This window comes from Pseudidiomarina sediminum DSM 21906, from assembly GCF_000423165.1.
Lineage (GTDB): Bacteria > Pseudomonadota > Gammaproteobacteria > Enterobacterales > Alteromonadaceae > Pseudidiomarina > Pseudidiomarina sediminum.
Window position 1 is genome coordinate 164625 of the sequence record NZ_AUHL01000006.1, and the last position, 14921, is coordinate 179545.

At 50.1% G+C, this 14921-nt stretch carries 13 protein-coding genes; 9 read left to right on the forward strand and 4 right to left on the reverse strand.

The window, feature by feature from the left end; all coding sequences use genetic code 11:
* The first annotated feature begins 172 nt into the window (after positions 1-172).
* Together G535_RS0102475 and katG are read left to right on the forward strand one after the other, a co-directional pair.
* Positions 173-2146 carry a GGDEF domain-containing protein gene (locus G535_RS0102475; RefSeq protein ID WP_026860615.1) on the forward strand — a complete coding sequence of 658 codons (1974 nt, stop codon included), beginning with the start codon at positions 173-175 and terminating at the stop codon, positions 2144-2146.
* A gap of 138 nt (positions 2147-2284) precedes the next feature.
* Positions 2285-4495 carry a catalase/peroxidase HPI gene (katG, locus tag G535_RS0102480; RefSeq protein WP_026860616.1) on the forward strand — a complete coding sequence of 737 codons (2211 nt, stop codon included), beginning with the start codon at positions 2285-2287 and terminating at the stop codon, positions 4493-4495.
* Between the two features lie 53 nt (positions 4496-4548).
* On the opposite strand, the gene G535_RS0102485 is transcribed toward katG, so the two are convergent.
* Entirely contained in the window at positions 4549-4968 is a 420-nt protein-coding gene (locus G535_RS0102485) for a secondary thiamine-phosphate synthase enzyme YjbQ (protein ID WP_026860617.1), read from the reverse strand.
* A gap of 69 nt (positions 4969-5037) precedes the next feature.
* Between G535_RS0102485 and G535_RS0102490 the strand changes: the two genes are divergently transcribed.
* The gene (locus G535_RS0102490; RefSeq protein ID WP_026860618.1) at positions 5038-5802 is read left to right on the forward strand and encodes a nuclease-related domain-containing protein; all 765 of its coding nucleotides are present in this window, start codon (positions 5038-5040) and stop codon (positions 5800-5802) included.
* 16 nt (positions 5803-5818) lie between these two features.
* Complete coding sequence (locus G535_RS0102495) at positions 5819-6823, forward strand: ArsJ-associated glyceraldehyde-3-phosphate dehydrogenase (protein WP_026860619.1); 1005 nt, start codon at positions 5819-5821, stop codon at positions 6821-6823.
* Here G535_RS0102495 and G535_RS0102500 read toward each other — a convergent pair.
* The 3 genes from G535_RS0102500 to G535_RS0102510 all read right to left on the reverse strand — a co-directional run bounded on the left by G535_RS0102500 (position 6820) and on the right by G535_RS0102510 (position 10268).
* The gene (locus tag G535_RS0102500; protein WP_026860620.1) at positions 6820-7533 is read right to left on the reverse strand and encodes an SIMPL domain-containing protein; all 714 of its coding nucleotides are present in this window, start codon (positions 7531-7533) and stop codon (positions 6820-6822) included. The genes G535_RS0102495 and G535_RS0102500 overlap by 4 nt on opposite strands.
* A gap of 17 nt (positions 7534-7550) precedes the next feature.
* Positions 7551-9245: a putative bifunctional diguanylate cyclase/phosphodiesterase gene (locus G535_RS12725; RefSeq protein WP_051206912.1), complete on the reverse strand. Its 1695-nt coding sequence runs from the start codon at positions 9243-9245 to the stop codon at positions 7551-7553.
* A gap of 75 nt (positions 9246-9320) precedes the next feature.
* Positions 9321-10268: a helix-turn-helix transcriptional regulator gene (locus tag G535_RS0102510; protein WP_026860621.1), complete on the reverse strand. Its 948-nt coding sequence runs from the start codon at positions 10266-10268 to the stop codon at positions 9321-9323.
* Between the two features lie 403 nt (positions 10269-10671).
* On the opposite strand from G535_RS0102510, the gene G535_RS0102515 reads away from it, so the two are divergent.
* The 5 genes from G535_RS0102515 to G535_RS0102535 all read left to right on the forward strand — a co-directional run bounded on the left by G535_RS0102515 (position 10672) and on the right by G535_RS0102535 (position 14909).
* On the forward strand, positions 10672-11535 hold the full coding sequence (locus G535_RS0102515) for a hypothetical protein (RefSeq protein ID WP_026860622.1): 864 nt from the start codon (positions 10672-10674) through the stop codon (positions 11533-11535).
* Positions 11536-11545: 10 nt separating this feature from the next.
* Positions 11546-12196: a hypothetical protein gene (locus G535_RS0102520; protein ID WP_026860623.1), complete on the forward strand. Its 651-nt coding sequence runs from the start codon at positions 11546-11548 to the stop codon at positions 12194-12196.
* Positions 12197-12210: 14 nt separating this feature from the next.
* The gene (locus tag G535_RS0102525) at positions 12211-12738 is read left to right on the forward strand and encodes a hypothetical protein (protein ID WP_026860624.1); all 528 of its coding nucleotides are present in this window, start codon (positions 12211-12213) and stop codon (positions 12736-12738) included.
* A gap of 118 nt (positions 12739-12856) precedes the next feature.
* A complete protein-coding gene (locus G535_RS0102530) occupies positions 12857-13801 on the forward strand; it encodes an alpha/beta fold hydrolase (RefSeq protein ID WP_051206913.1) in 945 nt (314 codons plus the stop codon).
* A gap of 10 nt (positions 13802-13811) precedes the next feature.
* The gene (locus G535_RS0102535; protein ID WP_026860626.1) at positions 13812-14909 is read left to right on the forward strand and encodes an SMP-30/gluconolactonase/LRE family protein; all 1098 of its coding nucleotides are present in this window, start codon (positions 13812-13814) and stop codon (positions 14907-14909) included.
* Positions 14910-14921 lie beyond the last annotated feature (12 nt).

The window sequence follows — 14921 nt, forward strand, 5'->3', positions numbered from 1 at the left end:
AGCCAACCTTTCATGACATCGATTACGCGGAGAAACGCCAACATAACCCATGCAGTTACCAACCGTTACTTGATCCAAGTAGCGGATATAGCCAGATTTTCGCGGTATACTCCCGCCTACTTTGCAGGGTCGCGCGACGACCTTCATTTGCTCTCGGGAGATGCAGGATAAGATGAAGCGGCATCCATACACGCCTTGGCTGGTGTTGTTGATCGGAACATTGTTTAGCTTATTGGCGGGCTACCTGAGTTACTCGACCGAATTAAACCGGGCGCGTGAAGGCTTTTTGTTTAACACCCAACAAGTGGAAGTCGCCCTGACCGAACGCTTACTTGCTTATGAATTGGTCCTCCGAGGCGCGGCAGGTTTTTACGAGCAATCCGAACATGTTAGCCGTGACAATTGGCGCGGTTATACCGACAAGTTACGCCGTGACGGCGCGATCACTGAAGTGCAAGGTATTGGTTTTGCTGAAAAAATAAATCAGTCTGAGCTTACCGCATTTGAACAAAGGGTGCGCGCCGAAGGTTATGCTGACTTTCATGTTCGCCCGGTCTCCCAGCGCGATATTTATTCTTCGATAGTTTATCTCGAACCTTTTGATGAGCGTAATCAGCGTGCCTTTGGCTACGATATGTATTCAGAGCCGGTCCGCTATCACGCCATGCACCGGGCTGCGATGACGGGGAAAGTTGCCTTGACGGGCCGGGTGGAGCTACTACAAGAAAATGGTTCGGGCATTCAACCGGGTACCTTGATGTATGTTCCCGTTTATGACGGTGCGGCATTGCGCGCTGGCGTCGAGCGGATGGATGCGCTTAAGGGCTGGGCGTACAGCCCATTTCGGATGCAGGATTTATTATCGGGTATCTTGAAAGATTGGGAGCGTGAAGAAGGTGCCTCAATTGCCTTGCGGGTGTTTGATGGTGCAGAGCGGCTGCCAGCCCAGTTACTTTATAGTAATCATGACGGAGCCTTGGTGAACCCGGATTACTTGAAAGCCTCCTCACCATTTTATTTTGGCGGTCGGGAATGGCTGCTAGAGTTTCGCCACAAAAATGAAGTCGATGCGATTTACCTACTGCGCCCTGTGGCGATTATTGGCTTGGGGCTCTTTGTTACCCTGGCGCTCGCAGCTTACTTGAAATTGATCGCCGCAACGCGGGACCGCGCAACTGAACTGGCGGAGAAGTTAACCGCTGACGTGCGTACCAAACAGCGCGAATTACAAATGATGGAAGAGCGCTGGCGCTTTGCAGTAGAAGCAACCAATGGTGGTGTTTGGGATTGGACGGTGAAACCGGAAAAAGTCTATTTCTCGGAAGGTTGGTATCGCTTGTTTGGTTACAGTAGTGAACAAGTGAAAAATGAACTGAGCGATTGGCATGATCTCGTACATCCGGAAGATCGTGCGGCAGTCGATACGCGAATCCAAGAGCACCTCGCCCCGAACGGCAAAAACACCTTTGAAAGTGAGTACCGTGTGTTTCATCACGACGGGCACGTGATGTGGGTCTTGGACCGCGGCACTATTGTTGAGCGCGATGCTGAGGGGCATGCAAAGCGTGTGGTTGGTACCATCGAAGATATCACCAAAGAAAAGCACGAAATGCGTGAGTTACAGAGTGCAGCAGAGTGCGACAAACTCACTGGCTTGCCGAATCGCAGTGCGCTGTTCCGACAGCTTAAGCAGTTGGTTGCAGAGGTAAAACAACGCCCGCAAGCCTTGGCTGTGCTCTTTATTGACCTTGATGGCTTTAAGAAAATCAATGATCATTACGGCCATGCTGCCGGTGATTACGTATTGCGTGAAGTTGCGCATCGCTTCCGCGAGCAGCTTCGTAGTCATGACATTCTCTGTCGCTTGGGTGGTGATGAGTTTGTGGCGGTGCTGACAGATACGCAGACCTGTCATATTGAGACTGTGCTGACACGGTTAATCGAAGCCATCCGCGCACCGATGTACTTTGAGCAAAATGAAATGTTTATTGGCGCCTCGATTGGTGCCGTGGTGCATGATGGCGGCGTCGAGATGACGGCCACGGATCTCATTCGTCATGCTGACGCTGCAATGTATAAAGTGAAGCGCGAACATCGTGGCGGTTATGAAGTGCATGCGACCGAAGATCTCGCACGTTTAACGTAAATGATTGAGTTCACGACTGTTTCAAAAAGCTCGATGAGGCTAATCTGATTTTTCGGTTGGTTTGGTTTTTTCTAATCTGTGAAAGTTGTCCTATAGTGATTTTGTTCGACAACTCTTGTTACAGAGGATCAACCAACCATGAAAAAAGCATACCCTTTACTTTCAGCCTTGGCGCTTGCGGTCGCTATGGGCACAGCAAGCTCTGCAGTGAGCGCGCAAGAAGCTGGCCATGACGCGATGTTTTGGTGGCCGGATCAACTTGATCTCAGTCCCCTGCGTGACCACAACCCCAGCTCGAATCCTTATGGCGATGACTTTGACTATGCAGAAGCCTTCCAACAGCTTGATATCGCTGCGGTAAAAAAAGACATTGAAGCACTGATGACATCGTCTCAGGACTGGTGGCCAGCCGATTATGGTCATTATGGCCCGTTCTTTATTCGCATGGCGTGGCACGGTGCCGGTACGTACCGAGTGAATGATGGCCGTGGCGGTGCTGGCGGCGGCCAACAGCGGTTTGAGCCGTTGAATAGTTGGCCTGACAACGTCAGTTTGGATAAAGCCCGCCGTTTGTTGTGGCCGATTAAGCAAAAATACGGCCGTAGTTTATCTTGGGCTGACTTGATGGTGCTCACGGGGAATGTCGCGCTTGAGTCTATGGGCTTTAAAACTTATGGCTTTGCTGGCGGTCGTGAGGATGACTGGGAAGCGGATAACGTGTATTGGGGACCAGAGAAACAGTGGTTAGCTGATCAGCGTTATAGCGGTGAGCGTGAACTTGAACGGCCACTAGCGGCAGTGCAAATGGGCTTGATTTATGTGAACCCTGAAGGGCCTAACGGAAACCCAGATCCCCTGTTAGCTGCGCATGATATTCGTGACACCTTTGGTCGTATGGCCATGAATGATGAAGAGACGGTGGCGCTGATTGCCGGCGGCCATACCTTTGGTAAAGCACACGGTGCGCATAAACCGGATGAATGTTTGGGTGCTGAACCTGCTGCTGCTGGCCTTGAGGAGCAAGGTTTAGGCTGGCAAAACAAGTGTGGTAAAGGGCATTCTGAAGATACCATTACGTCAGGCTTAGAAGGGGCTTGGTCCGTGAGCCCAACTGCGTGGACCATGCAGTATTTGGATAATCTATTTGGGTTTGAGTGGGAACAAACACGTAGCCCTGCAGGGGCGATTCAGTGGATTCCTAAAGATGGCCAAGCAGCGAATTTAGTACCGGATGCGCACGTCCCCGGTAAGCGTCATGCTCCGATCATGTTCACAACGGACTTATCGCTGAAGTTTGACCCTGAGTATCGCAGCATTGCAAAACGCTTCCATGAAAATCCAGAGGAATTTGAACTGGCGTTTGCGAAAGCTTGGTTTAAGTTAACCCATCGTGATATGGGTCCACGCGCACGTTACATCGTTGATACCTCACCAGATACACCGTTGTTGTGGCAGGACCCATTGCCTGAAGCGGATTACACTTTGGTGGGTGAAGATGCCATTGCTGAACTTAAAGAAGCTGTGCTGTCGACCGAACTGACGGTGGCAGAGTTGGTTCGTACCGCTTGGTCATCAGCGGCGAGCTTCCGAGGCACTGACATGCGCGGTGGCGCAAATGGTGCGCGAGTTGCGTTGGCACCGCAAAAAGATTGGGCGGTCAACAATCCGGCTGAGTTAGCTAAGGTGCTTGAGGTATTGCGTGGTATTCAGCAGGACTTTAATGCACAGCAAACTGATAATACGCGCATTTCGTTAGCGGATACCATCGTGCTTGCCGGTGCTGCTGCGATTGAAAAGGCCGCTGCGGATGCTGGGTATGAGGTTAGTGTACCTTTCACGCCGGGCCGTACGGATGCTACTCAAGCGATGACAGATGTCGCATCGTTTGCCTTCCTTGAGCCGAAAGCTGATGGTTTCCGCAACTACTACAGCGCTGACAGTCGTTTGTCACCTGCGGAAAGCTTGGTTGATCGTGCCGACCTGTTAACGCTGACCGTTCCCGAGATGACCGTTTTAGTGGGTGGTTTCCGTGCATTAGGTGCGACCCATGAAGGTGTGTCTCACGGCGTATTCACGGACCGTCCTGGCCAATTAACCAATGACTTCTTCGTGAATTTGTTGAGTATGGAGACCCAATGGCAGCCAGCTGAACAAGAAGGTTTGTACCAAGGGCTTGACCGTAGTACTGGTGAAGTGAAATGGACGGCAACCCCAGTTGATTTAGTGTTTGGCTCAAACTCTGAGCTACGCGCCATTGCAGAAGTCTATGCGATGAGCGACGGAACACAGTTATTTGTTGATGACTTTGTCGCCGCGTGGCATAAAGTGATGACCTTGGATCGCTTCTAACCGATCCAATGTGATGAAAAGACGGTAAAGGCGCTCGGTTGAGCGCCTTTTTTTTAACGTTGAAGGGTCAGCACAAGGGTTCGTGCGCCCCCAACATCACGGTGCTCGCCCAAGTAAATTCCTTGCCAAGTACCCAAGTTTAAACGCCCCTGTGTTACCGGAATGGTAACGCTACTTCCCAATAAACTTGCTTTTAAGTGGGCTGGCATATCGTCAGGGCCTTCGTAGGTGTGCCGATAATAAGAGGCATGTTCAGGTGCAAGCTGATTAAAATGACTTTCAAAATCTTGGCGTACCGTAGCATCAGCATTTTCATTAATGGTTAATGATGCTGAAGTATGCTGAATAAAGATATGCAACAGGCCTATTTCGACATCTGCCAATTCAGGCAGCGCGGCAACCACCTCATCGGTAATCAAATGAAAGCCACGGCGGCGCGGACGCAACTGAAGTTGTGTTTGAATCATTGGCATCTCTCTTGGTTTCATCGTACGCTTAGGACATGTTAAATCAAACAAATTGCAACATGAAGAGGTGCGCCGGTGACGAAGTCTCCAATTAAACACAAACCATGGCGAACAGCCGGTTCGACCTTACAAAATCGATTAACGGACATCGCTTTAGGTCGTGTTTTATTGCCCTATGCCATTACTGTGTTTGTTGTTCTCATTGCAGCAAAAGATTGGTCAATGTGGGCTTTAGGACATCCGCCAAACCCCTGGGTCATGACAATCATTGCAATCATCACCGCGCTGATTTCGATTCCGATGATGTTCAAAGGTTATCGCGATACTCAGAAGATTAAATTAGGCATAGAGGGTGAGCAAGCCGTTGGTGAGTTCCTTGACCGTCTGCGGGCGCAGCAAGCACAAGTCTTTCATGACATTGATGGGGATAACTTCAATCTTGACCATGTGGTGATAACCCAAGCAGGAATTTTTGTTATCGAAACAAAAACCATGTCGAAACCGAAGTCGGGGAAGCCAGAGCTGCAATACGACGGAAACCAAATTATGCGAGGACGCAAACCGATTATGGGCGACCCTGTCACCCAAGTGACGGCGAACTGTCGTTGGTTGAAAGAGTTACTCAAAGAAACGACAGGAAAAGACTGGCCCATCAAAGGGGTGGTGGTTTTCCCTGGCTGGTTTGTGAAGCGTGTGCCGTCGGAAGCTGCCGACAGTGGTGCTTGGGTGTTAAACCCGAAAGCATTTCCGGCGTATTTATCCAATGAGCCCGTCCGATTGCGTGACGATGAGGTTTTTTTAGCTGCTTTCCACTTAAGCAAATACATTCGAGCGCGTTAAGGAAGAGGTAACAAGTATGACGATTAAATTAGGTATTAACGGATTAGGGCGTATTGGTCGGTTGGCGTTGCGTTTGGTGAGCCAGCGTGACGACATTGAAGTGGTGCAGGTTAATGATCCGGGTGGTGATGCGGCAATGTTCGCCCATTTGTTAGAGTTTGATTCGGTACACGGACGTTGGCAGGCAGCTTTTGCGAGCACGCCTGAGCAATTGGTCATTGACGGTCAGGCGATACGTTTCACGCAGCACAAAACCATTGTGGAGAATGACTGGAGTGAGTGCGATATTGTCTTAGAAGCCTCTGGCAAGATGAAAACAGTTGCGGTGTTGAATGACTATCTCGCGCAAGGTGTAAAGCGCGTAGTGGTATCGGCGCCGGTGAAAGATGAAGGGGCTCTGAATATCGTACTTGGCGTGAACGAGGATCGTTATGACCCTGAGCAGCATCACATTATTACGGCTGCCTCTTGTACGACTAACTGTTTAGCCCCAGTGGTGAAAGTCTTACATGAAACTATTGGTATTCATCACGGTTCGATCACGACTATTCATTCGGTGACCAATAGCCAAAATATCCTTGATGCACCGCACAAAGACATGCGCCGAGCGCGAGCTTATGGTGATAGCTTAATTCCAACCTCAACTGGAGCTGCGGCAGCAATTGTTGAAATTTTTCCAGAGCTCAAAGGCAAATTAGATGGGTATGCGGTACGGGTGCCATTAGCCAATGCGTCGTTAACCGATTGTGTTTTTGAAATGCAACGAGCGACCAGCGTTGAGGAAGTCAATCAGTTACTGCAGCGCGCTGCTGAAGGGCCCCTGCAAGGTATTCTTGGTTATGAAGAGCGACCGCTGGTGTCGATTGACTATCGCACCGACCCGCGCTCGAGCATCGTTGATGCTGGCTGCACGCGGGTAGTGAATGGCACGCAAGTCAAAATTTATGCCTGGTATGATAACGAGTGGGGCTACGCCAACCGTGCGGTAGAGCTGGTTGCAATGGTTGGCGCTAAGGCTTAATCCGACAGGTAGTACTCGATGGTTGAAACCACACGGATGGTTTTCAAATGCGGGTTGTGGCGGTCTCGTGAACCGATCGTAAACTGTCCTTGGCTGGCCCGTTTAATTTTGCCGAGCTCACTTTGTGAGTCCTCGGCAAATTTTTGCGCGACCTCACGTGCCTTGATGGTTGCCTCTTCAATCATTTCCGGCTTGATCTCATTGAGACGCGTGAACATGTATTCTGGCTGTGACTGATAGTCGTCACCATTCAGCACAATCCCCTGTTTGCCGAGTTCAGACAATGAACTCATGATCTCACGGATGGCTTCAACTTTGCTTGAATACACCGTAATGGTTTGCGTCGCAGTGTAGCGGAATGGCGCCGGGCCACTGCCACCATAGCGTTGGGCTGACTTATCAACAATATTAGGTGATGAGGTTGATATTTCCTCGGCATTGACACCTTTGAGCAGCAAAAATGCTACGACTTTGCTTTTTGAGGCTTCAATGTCTTGATAAATTTCGTTGACGTCGTTGCTGGCGCTCGTGAATTGGATCGGCCAAATCACGGTATCGGCGATGTACTCGCGCTCGGAAAGACCTTTTACTGTGACACTACGCTCCATGGCACGTGTTTCGAGCAAGGCATTGCCAATACTGTTCGCACCAAACACAAATGCCAAAATAAGTGCAGCACCTAAAATGGCCGCGGGTAGGGTTAAACGCATGATTTGTCCTTAATACATCAGTTAATATCCGGAAGCGTGTCACTAGGATACCCAAACAGATAGCCTTGGAAAACTTCACAGCCTAATTCTCGTAGACGCTCAAACTGCGCATTAGTTTCCACCCCCTCCGCAATTATGGTCAAATTCATGCTGCGACCAAGACCAATAATCATTTCGGTAAGCAATGCGCCCTCGCCTTGCTTAAATAAGGTTTTCACAAAGCGCCGATCAATTTTGAGCTCATCTAAGGGAAGCTGCGTGAGGTAAGCAAGCGAGGCATAACCCGTGCCAAAGTCATCGAGTGAGATGGAAATGCCAAGTTGTTTGAGCTCTTGCATTTGCTGCACGATAAAGTCGATGTTCTGTGCCATCAAATTTTCAGTGAGCTCAAAGCGAATATTGGCGGGGTTCACCTGAGTACGCTCTAGGATAGCGCGGACATGATCAACGAAGTCAGGATCAAGAAACTGTGCCGGGCTCACATTGATAGAAATACCAAGCGTTTCGAGTTTGGGGTTGTTGGACCACAGCTTGGATTGTTCGCAGCAGCGCTCCAATACCCATGCGCCAAGCCTTAGGATGCTACCGGAAGCCTCGGCAATAGGAATAAATTCGTTGGGTGAGATCTCTCCATAGCGAGGATGATGCCAGCGCAACAAAGCTTCGACGCTTAACAACTGCCGTTCGGCGTTCACCTGAGGTTGATAGACCATGCGTAGTTGCTGTTGTTCAATGGCATGTTCAAGTGCTTGCGAGAGCTCTAAGCGATGACGCACTGCCGCTTCCATGTGCTTATCAAAAAAGCCGATAGCTGAGGTACTTTGCTGTTTCACAGCCTTTAAGGCGAGATCGGCTTGTTGCAACAAAATGGTGCAGTCCATCGTTTGCGTACTGAAAAAGCTAATCCCGATGCGTGCGTTAACCCGCAGTGAGTGATGATGAACATTTAAGGGGCGACTAATACTTTCGAGAAGCTGGCTGGCTCTAACCTCAGCGATGGTGGCGGCATCTGCGAAGGATGAACTGAGGGCGCTCAAGACCAAGACAAACTCATCATTGCCGATGCGCGCCACCGTGTCTGCTTGCCGTGCTTCGTTGCTGATGCACTGTGCGCAGTGGCGCAGAACACTGTCACCACTTTCATAACCTAAGCTATCGTTAAAGCTGTGGAAATTAATGACATCAATCAGCAGTACTGCGCCGACTTTGTGTTGCTTGGTGGTGGTTTGGATGGCAGCTTGTAGATGATCGAGCAGTAGGTTGCGATTCGCTAGCCCAGTAAGCGGGTCAAAGTACATGAGTTTTTGTACTTCGGCCTCAGCGAGATCAAGTGCGCGTAAGTCAGCGTCCATACAAAACATGATGGGCTCATCGTTCGGTAGGGCAACCACGGTATGGCTGGAATAAACGGGTACGTCAGTACCGTCCTGATGTTTTAAGGTTAAACGGGCAGAGGGAATGCCTTGTTGATGCTCAAACATCCATGCCACCGCTTGACGCACATCAGCTGCCATTTCGGCTGGAATGATGAGGTCAAACAAGTTGCTGCCAAGTGCTTCGTCGGCGGTGTAACCGTAGAGCTTTTCGGATGCCTCATTCCAGTACACGACAGTGCCGTCTGAACGGTAGCCTTGGATGGACATGGCTTGGGTGTCATCACAGAGTTTCCGAAAACGCGCCTCTTCGAGCGAGAGTTTTAAATTACTTAGCATTCTTGTCGTTCATTTGTTGAACAAAGATGCTTTAAGTCTAGAAGAACAAATGAGAAAAGCTAGCGCAGGTTGTGGTTAGAGCAAAAACCTGTTGCTGTGCAACCAAGACGCAAGTTCCGCTTTATCTGACACCTCTAGTTTTTGGTAAATACGCGCAATATGGGTGCGTACAGTGGTTGGTGAAATATCAAGTAAACGAGCCACTTCTTTATGGGTGTGCCCTTTAACGTAAGCCCAGGCCACATCTTGTTCCCTTGCACTTAAACTTACTGCTGCACAAATACCGGCTCGCACGAGCAGACGGTTTTTGAAGCGTTGGGCATTGATGACAATGCGTGGGTTGCGGTAACAGCCTTTTGTCCATAGCGCCTCAGTGACCTCAGCCGGTAATTGTTGCTTTGCTTTGCGCCCCCACTCATTGGTGAGCAATGCGATAAATTCTGGGAGTGCCGCATTAAGCAAGCCGTGGCGATCAACAAATGCGGCTGGCGCTTGTTGCGAGCGTAAATTATGCATGTCGTTGTGACGCGCAGCCAAAAACAAATGCTGTGTGATCACATTCTTCAACGCCATATCGGCCTGCGAAAAATCATTTTCTAAAGTGTCTCGCGCAAGCGTCACGAAAATATGAAGCCCGGTTTTGGGATCTATTTCCATGGTAGAAATGAGCTGCTTGGCATCGTAGCGGCCCCAATGCTCGTCATATGCCCGGCAATGATGAAATTTCGGCAACACTTTGGAGTTCCAAGTTTTTCCTGTGTTCGCAATGACTAAATTGGCATAGGGGTCTTCATGTTTTACCTCTTCCCAGGTGTCAAACAATGAGTCGACTTGATGCAAAATCGTCGCGGTATGTAACTGCCGACTACGACCATCACCGGAACCCCAAATGGCAAAATCGAAATCGATCAAGCTTTGGATTTCTTTAAGTGTCCATTCCTGAAACTCACTGGCAGAAAGGTACATGCTGGCATCGTGCATGCTGATAATAAATTCGCTGATACGTTTATCGGGTCTATTCATGCCGCTATTTTATGTTAATAAGTTGTGAATATAGTGTAGTGCAAATGCAGGATAACTCTAAATAATCGATCTACCTATGATGGGCACCGTGAGCGACGAAGAGATGACATGGGTCGTCGAACGAACTACACAGCGTAACGGTCAACTGCGTGCCTGCTCTATTGAAGAGTAGTGTGACCGTTACGTTTTGTAGTACTGAGATTCCAGTGTCATTGAAGATCGCATGTTTCGGCCGCTTGGTTTGTAAGCTGAGGGAACGCCATCGTCCAACGGATGAGGACAACAGAAGTGTTAGGGGAGCTGCATGGGGGGTTAGCGAACCATCAACACATCATTCTTGCGTGCGAGCTAGGCGGCCACCAAACAACCTATGACAGCTTCGAGCTGTTGAGAGGGGATTCTGATGACACTTAAACAATTCTTAGTAGGCTGTTTAACAGCGCTAACTTTTTCCTTTCCTGCTTGGGCAGATGGAACCGCGGTAATGGTTTCGGAGGACGGCAAGGTCAAGGTGGAATTCACCAGCTCCGGCATGCTGCGGATGGATGATGCTTCCGGAGAGGGGTATATGTTGATGCGTGACGGTAAACTGTACTCAGTGATTGAGGACGGTGGTTCGGTCATGGTGTTTGATATTGCAGCAGCTATTGCCAGTGTGGGAAGCCTTGGACAGCAAGGCGGGTTTTGGGATGCCGAAATGGTGGAATTGGTAGCCATGAAAGCGACCGGGGGTAGCGAAGAGGTGGATGGTCTCAAGGGACACATTTACGAGATGACCTACCGGAATCGTGCGGGTCACCAGCATACCGACACCATTGTGCTGACCAAAGACAAAACTGCAGCCTTATTGACGCAAGCTTCCCTGACCATGGCCTCGATCTTAATTGCAGCGACCGGCGAGAGCATTTCGCCGGCCTTTGACAAGATGGCAGATTTTACCCGCGACGGCGGCTGGGGTGTGCTGCGTCAAGGGGATAGCTATCGCTTGACACAAGTTCGGGATGTTAGTGTCGATGCTTCACGTTTTGTGTTGCCTGCTGAACCGATGAAAATTCCTTCTATGGAAAGCTTTATGGGGGCTCAAGCAGAAGAATCTGTGGTAGAAGAGACCGAAGAAGAGAAGCAACAACGCCTTGCTGCCTATTTGGAAAGCAAAGCACAGCGTCAAGAGCAGCGCGCCAAAAGTAAGGCCGATCGGGCGGTTGATCGCGCGACCGATAAAGCGGTCGATAAAGTCGTAGATAGTGTGCTGGGTAAGTTGTTTTAAGGAGGCAAGGATGGCTGGATTCTTAAAAAATATTTTGCCAGTAGTGTTGGCGAGTGTGATCTTGGTTTATCTGTCATCAGTGTATGGTGAGGAAGTGAAGGCGTCGACGAAAAGTAATACCGATAAGCGAGACCAGGGGAACTATACGCTCACTTTATCTGGTGCGATCAATGCGCAGCGCTCAGGCACGATTGCCTACATTGGGAAGGGCACTTCAGGAGGCTACAATCTGCTGAAGCTTGAGTTTGCCGAGACGCTCGATGAGCGGGAGCAGGAGTATCGTCTAACGCTCCTACTGGCCACTGCAGATGACCTCGACAGCCTACAATTTCCAATGCCGGGTACCTATCCGATCACCCGCCGTTTTAAAGCGAGACCTGGCTATGAAGGTGGTTTTGACCCTAAATTTACCGAAGTGTTAGAGCTCAATGGTCGCTACTACCAAAATGTTGCGGTGGAATATCAGCAAGACGGATATGGCCCCGACCCGATACGTAGTTCGCTCACCATTACTGAGCAAGACGGTGAGCGTCTGAAAGGGCATTTTGAACTTCATTTGAGAGAAGGCACGTCAATTAATAAGGGACAAATTGGGCGTGGGACTCTAGCGGTAAAGGGTGAGTTTGATGCGGTAATTATTACTGAAGATCTGGGCTTATAATGGGAGCAGCGCCAATGAACTTACGCAAAACGCACGGCATTGTTGTTGTTTTACTGACTTGCATTCAAGTGAGTGCTTGTAGTGCTGGAGACCCAACGCATGGTGAGGTTAGTGCCAGCATAGCGGAGCAAGATTACCATGGTGTTACTTTGGCGCCGGTTGGTGAGCGTCAAAGTTCAGCAACCTTTATGCAAATGGGCGGCATGACGCTGGTGAATATTCAGGCGCATGATCTGGAGACCGGTGGCATGATGGATAATGTATTAGCGCTATCGCTGACCTTATCCGGCGGTAATGCGAGTGCACAGGTGCAAAGTGCGGAGATCTCTTACTGGCCTGAAGGAATGGCTGCGCCGTTCTACATTAGTAGTGCAGGTAACGTATCAGTCGACATCGAGCGCTTTGAGGTGGGCAACGAGGGATATGCACAAGGAACCTTTCGTGGGCAAATATGCTATCAAAAAAGTATGTTTTCTGCTGCCGATAAGGGGGATTGTCGTGCGATAGAAGGACAATTTCGTACGGCACTTGTCGCTCAATAACAACTGCTGCGAGCAACACCTAAAAGTCTCGGACGTCGCCTTTGCAATTCTTCATTCGGCGGTTTTCGAGACTTTTGCTATTCTGAATCATAATAATCAAGAATTCAGGATCTTATCTGTGCGGAAGCGGCATTTAAAAGGGCTGTTGGTAAGCGCTATCGTGGTGCTATTGCTTTGGGGGGCGAGCTTTTTGCCTCGCGTGGGCCTGTGGAGTTTTCAAACGGCAACGGCAGCGATAGCCTGGTGGTATGATTTTGAAACGCGTCAGGTGGCTTTAGGCGATATTACCTTTAGTGTGTATGTGCGCCCAGGGCGGGATACCGCAGCAACGCCCGTAGTGCTGCTCCATGGCTACACGGCGAACAAAGCGCTATGGTTGCCGATGGCTGCGCAACTTGACTCGAGCGCTACAATCATCATTCCGGATCTCGCAGGGCATGGTGAAACGGGTTTTGATCCCCAGTGGAGCTACCGTGCAAGCGCTCAGGCGCAGCGATTACAACGTTTATTCGCAGCGCTGCAGATAGAACAGCCCGTACTCGTGGGACATTCGATGAGTGGCTTGATTGCGGCAAACTTCGCGTTGCTGTATCCGCAGCAACTTTCGGCGTTAATCGTGATGAACCCTACAGGCGTTACCAGCCCTACCCCTAGCCGTGCTGAAAAACTTTTACAGCAAGGGCGCTCTCCTTTCCTCATCAACGATTGGCAAGACTTCCAAGAGCTCTATCAATTGAGTATGGCGCAGCCGCCTTGGATTCCTAATTTTATCCAACGCGGTGTTGCTTATGACTATAGGCAACATAAAGCGGAATTCAGTCAGATTGCGGAAGACTTTCTATACCATGATCAATTGGATCAGCGCTTATCAGAATTGCAGATACCTACGCTTATTCTCTGGGGGGCTGAAGATGCATTGATTGATGTAAGTAGTGCTGACGTTTGGCATAGTGCGATTCAGGGCTCCGAAGTGGTAGTGTTGGAACAGGTTGGGCATATGCCCATGTTGGAGCGTCCTCGGCAGACCGCGGATGAATTACAACGCTTTCTAAAGCGGTATTAAGGAAACAACGATGCGAAAGGGTCGAGTCTTTGGAATCATATTAAGCTTTACGTTGGTACTGCTGTTGTCGTATCTGGTGCTCTGGCCGGTCGCCATTGAACCTCGCGCCTGGCAGGCGCCACGCGACCACGGTTATGTTGGGGTCTATACGCCAAATCAGCGGTTGCAAGCAATTCAAGTGCTGCCATTACCGGTGTCAGAAGGTCCGGAAGCTCTTGCTGTAGACCCACAAGGCCGTGTCGTTACCGGCTTACTGAACGGTGATATTGTGCGGCGCGAACATGACGGCGATTTTACGGTGCTGGCCACCACTGGCGGGCGCCCGTTAGGCCTAGCCTATGATGCCCAAGGCGGGCTGTGGATCGCCGATGCCTACCAAGGTTTAGTCTATTTTGACAGCAACCAAGGGGTACAGGTCAAAGTGACTGAAGTCGATGGGCGTGCGGTCCGTTATGCCAATGACGTCGCCATCGCAGCCGATGGCACTATTTATTTTAGCGACTCTTCCAGTCGTTTTCCTGCCGACCGCTATGGCACTTATGGTGCAAGCCTGCTCGATATTATGGAGCATGCAGGTAATGGTCGCGTCTTGGCTTATGAGCCGGCGAGCGGTCATACCTATACAGTTGTCAGTGGTATTCATTTTGCAAACGGCGTTGCATTAAGCTCAGATCAACAGTGGTTACTGGTGAATGAAACGGCCAGTTATCGGGTCTTGCGTGTTGGTATTGGTAGCAACAACAGCGGCCAGTTCGAGCCGCTTCTCGAAAATCTGCCCGGTTTCCCAGATAACCTCACCACCGGTCGTGATGGGAAGTTTTGGCTCGGTTTAGTGAGTCCAAGAAGTGCACTACTTGACCAGTTTGCCGATGCCCCGTTTATGCGAAAAGTGGTGCAGCGTTTACCGGCGGTGATGCGTCCTAAAGCGCAGCGCTATAGTCACCTGCTTGCCATCGACATTGATGGCAATGTGCTGCATAGTCTGCAAGATCCCGAAGGTCGCTTCGGCTACGTGACCGGAGCCGTCGAAGTCGATCAGCAGTTGTTTCTGAGTAGCCTGCACGAGGCAGCGATTGGACAGCTGGAATTTCCTCAAGCACAGCACTAAGGGTCGTTAGCG

Excerpts from the sequence above, each read along its gene's own strand:
- G535_RS0102515 (WP_026860622.1), top strand. The coding sequence starts at position 10,672 with ATGACACTTAAACAATTCTTAGTAGGCTGTTTAACAGCGCTAACTTTT.
- G535_RS0102535 (WP_026860626.1), top strand. The coding sequence starts at position 13,812 with ATGCGAAAGGGTCGAGTCTTTGGAATCATATTAAGCTTTACGTTGGTA.
- G535_RS0102475 (WP_026860615.1), top strand. The coding sequence starts at position 173 with ATGAAGCGGCATCCATACACGCCTTGGCTGGTGTTGTTGATCGGAACA.
- G535_RS12725 (WP_051206912.1), bottom strand. The coding sequence starts at position 9,245 with ATGCTAAGTAATTTAAAACTCTCGCTCGAAGAGGCGCGTTTTCGGAAA.
- G535_RS0102495 (WP_026860619.1), top strand. The coding sequence starts at position 5,819 with ATGACGATTAAATTAGGTATTAACGGATTAGGGCGTATTGGTCGGTTG.
- G535_RS0102485 (WP_026860617.1), bottom strand. The coding sequence starts at position 4,968 with ATGCCAATGATTCAAACACAACTTCAGTTGCGTCCGCGCCGCCGTGGC.
- G535_RS0102500 (WP_026860620.1), bottom strand. The coding sequence starts at position 7,533 with ATGCGTTTAACCCTACCCGCGGCCATTTTAGGTGCTGCACTTATTTTG.
- G535_RS0102510 (WP_026860621.1), bottom strand. The coding sequence starts at position 10,268 with ATGAATAGACCCGATAAACGTATCAGCGAATTTATTATCAGCATGCAC.
- katG (WP_026860616.1), top strand. The coding sequence starts at position 2,285 with ATGAAAAAAGCATACCCTTTACTTTCAGCCTTGGCGCTTGCGGTCGCT.
- G535_RS0102525 (WP_026860624.1), top strand. The coding sequence starts at position 12,211 with ATGAACTTACGCAAAACGCACGGCATTGTTGTTGTTTTACTGACTTGC.
- G535_RS0102520 (WP_026860623.1), top strand. The coding sequence starts at position 11,546 with ATGGCTGGATTCTTAAAAAATATTTTGCCAGTAGTGTTGGCGAGTGTG.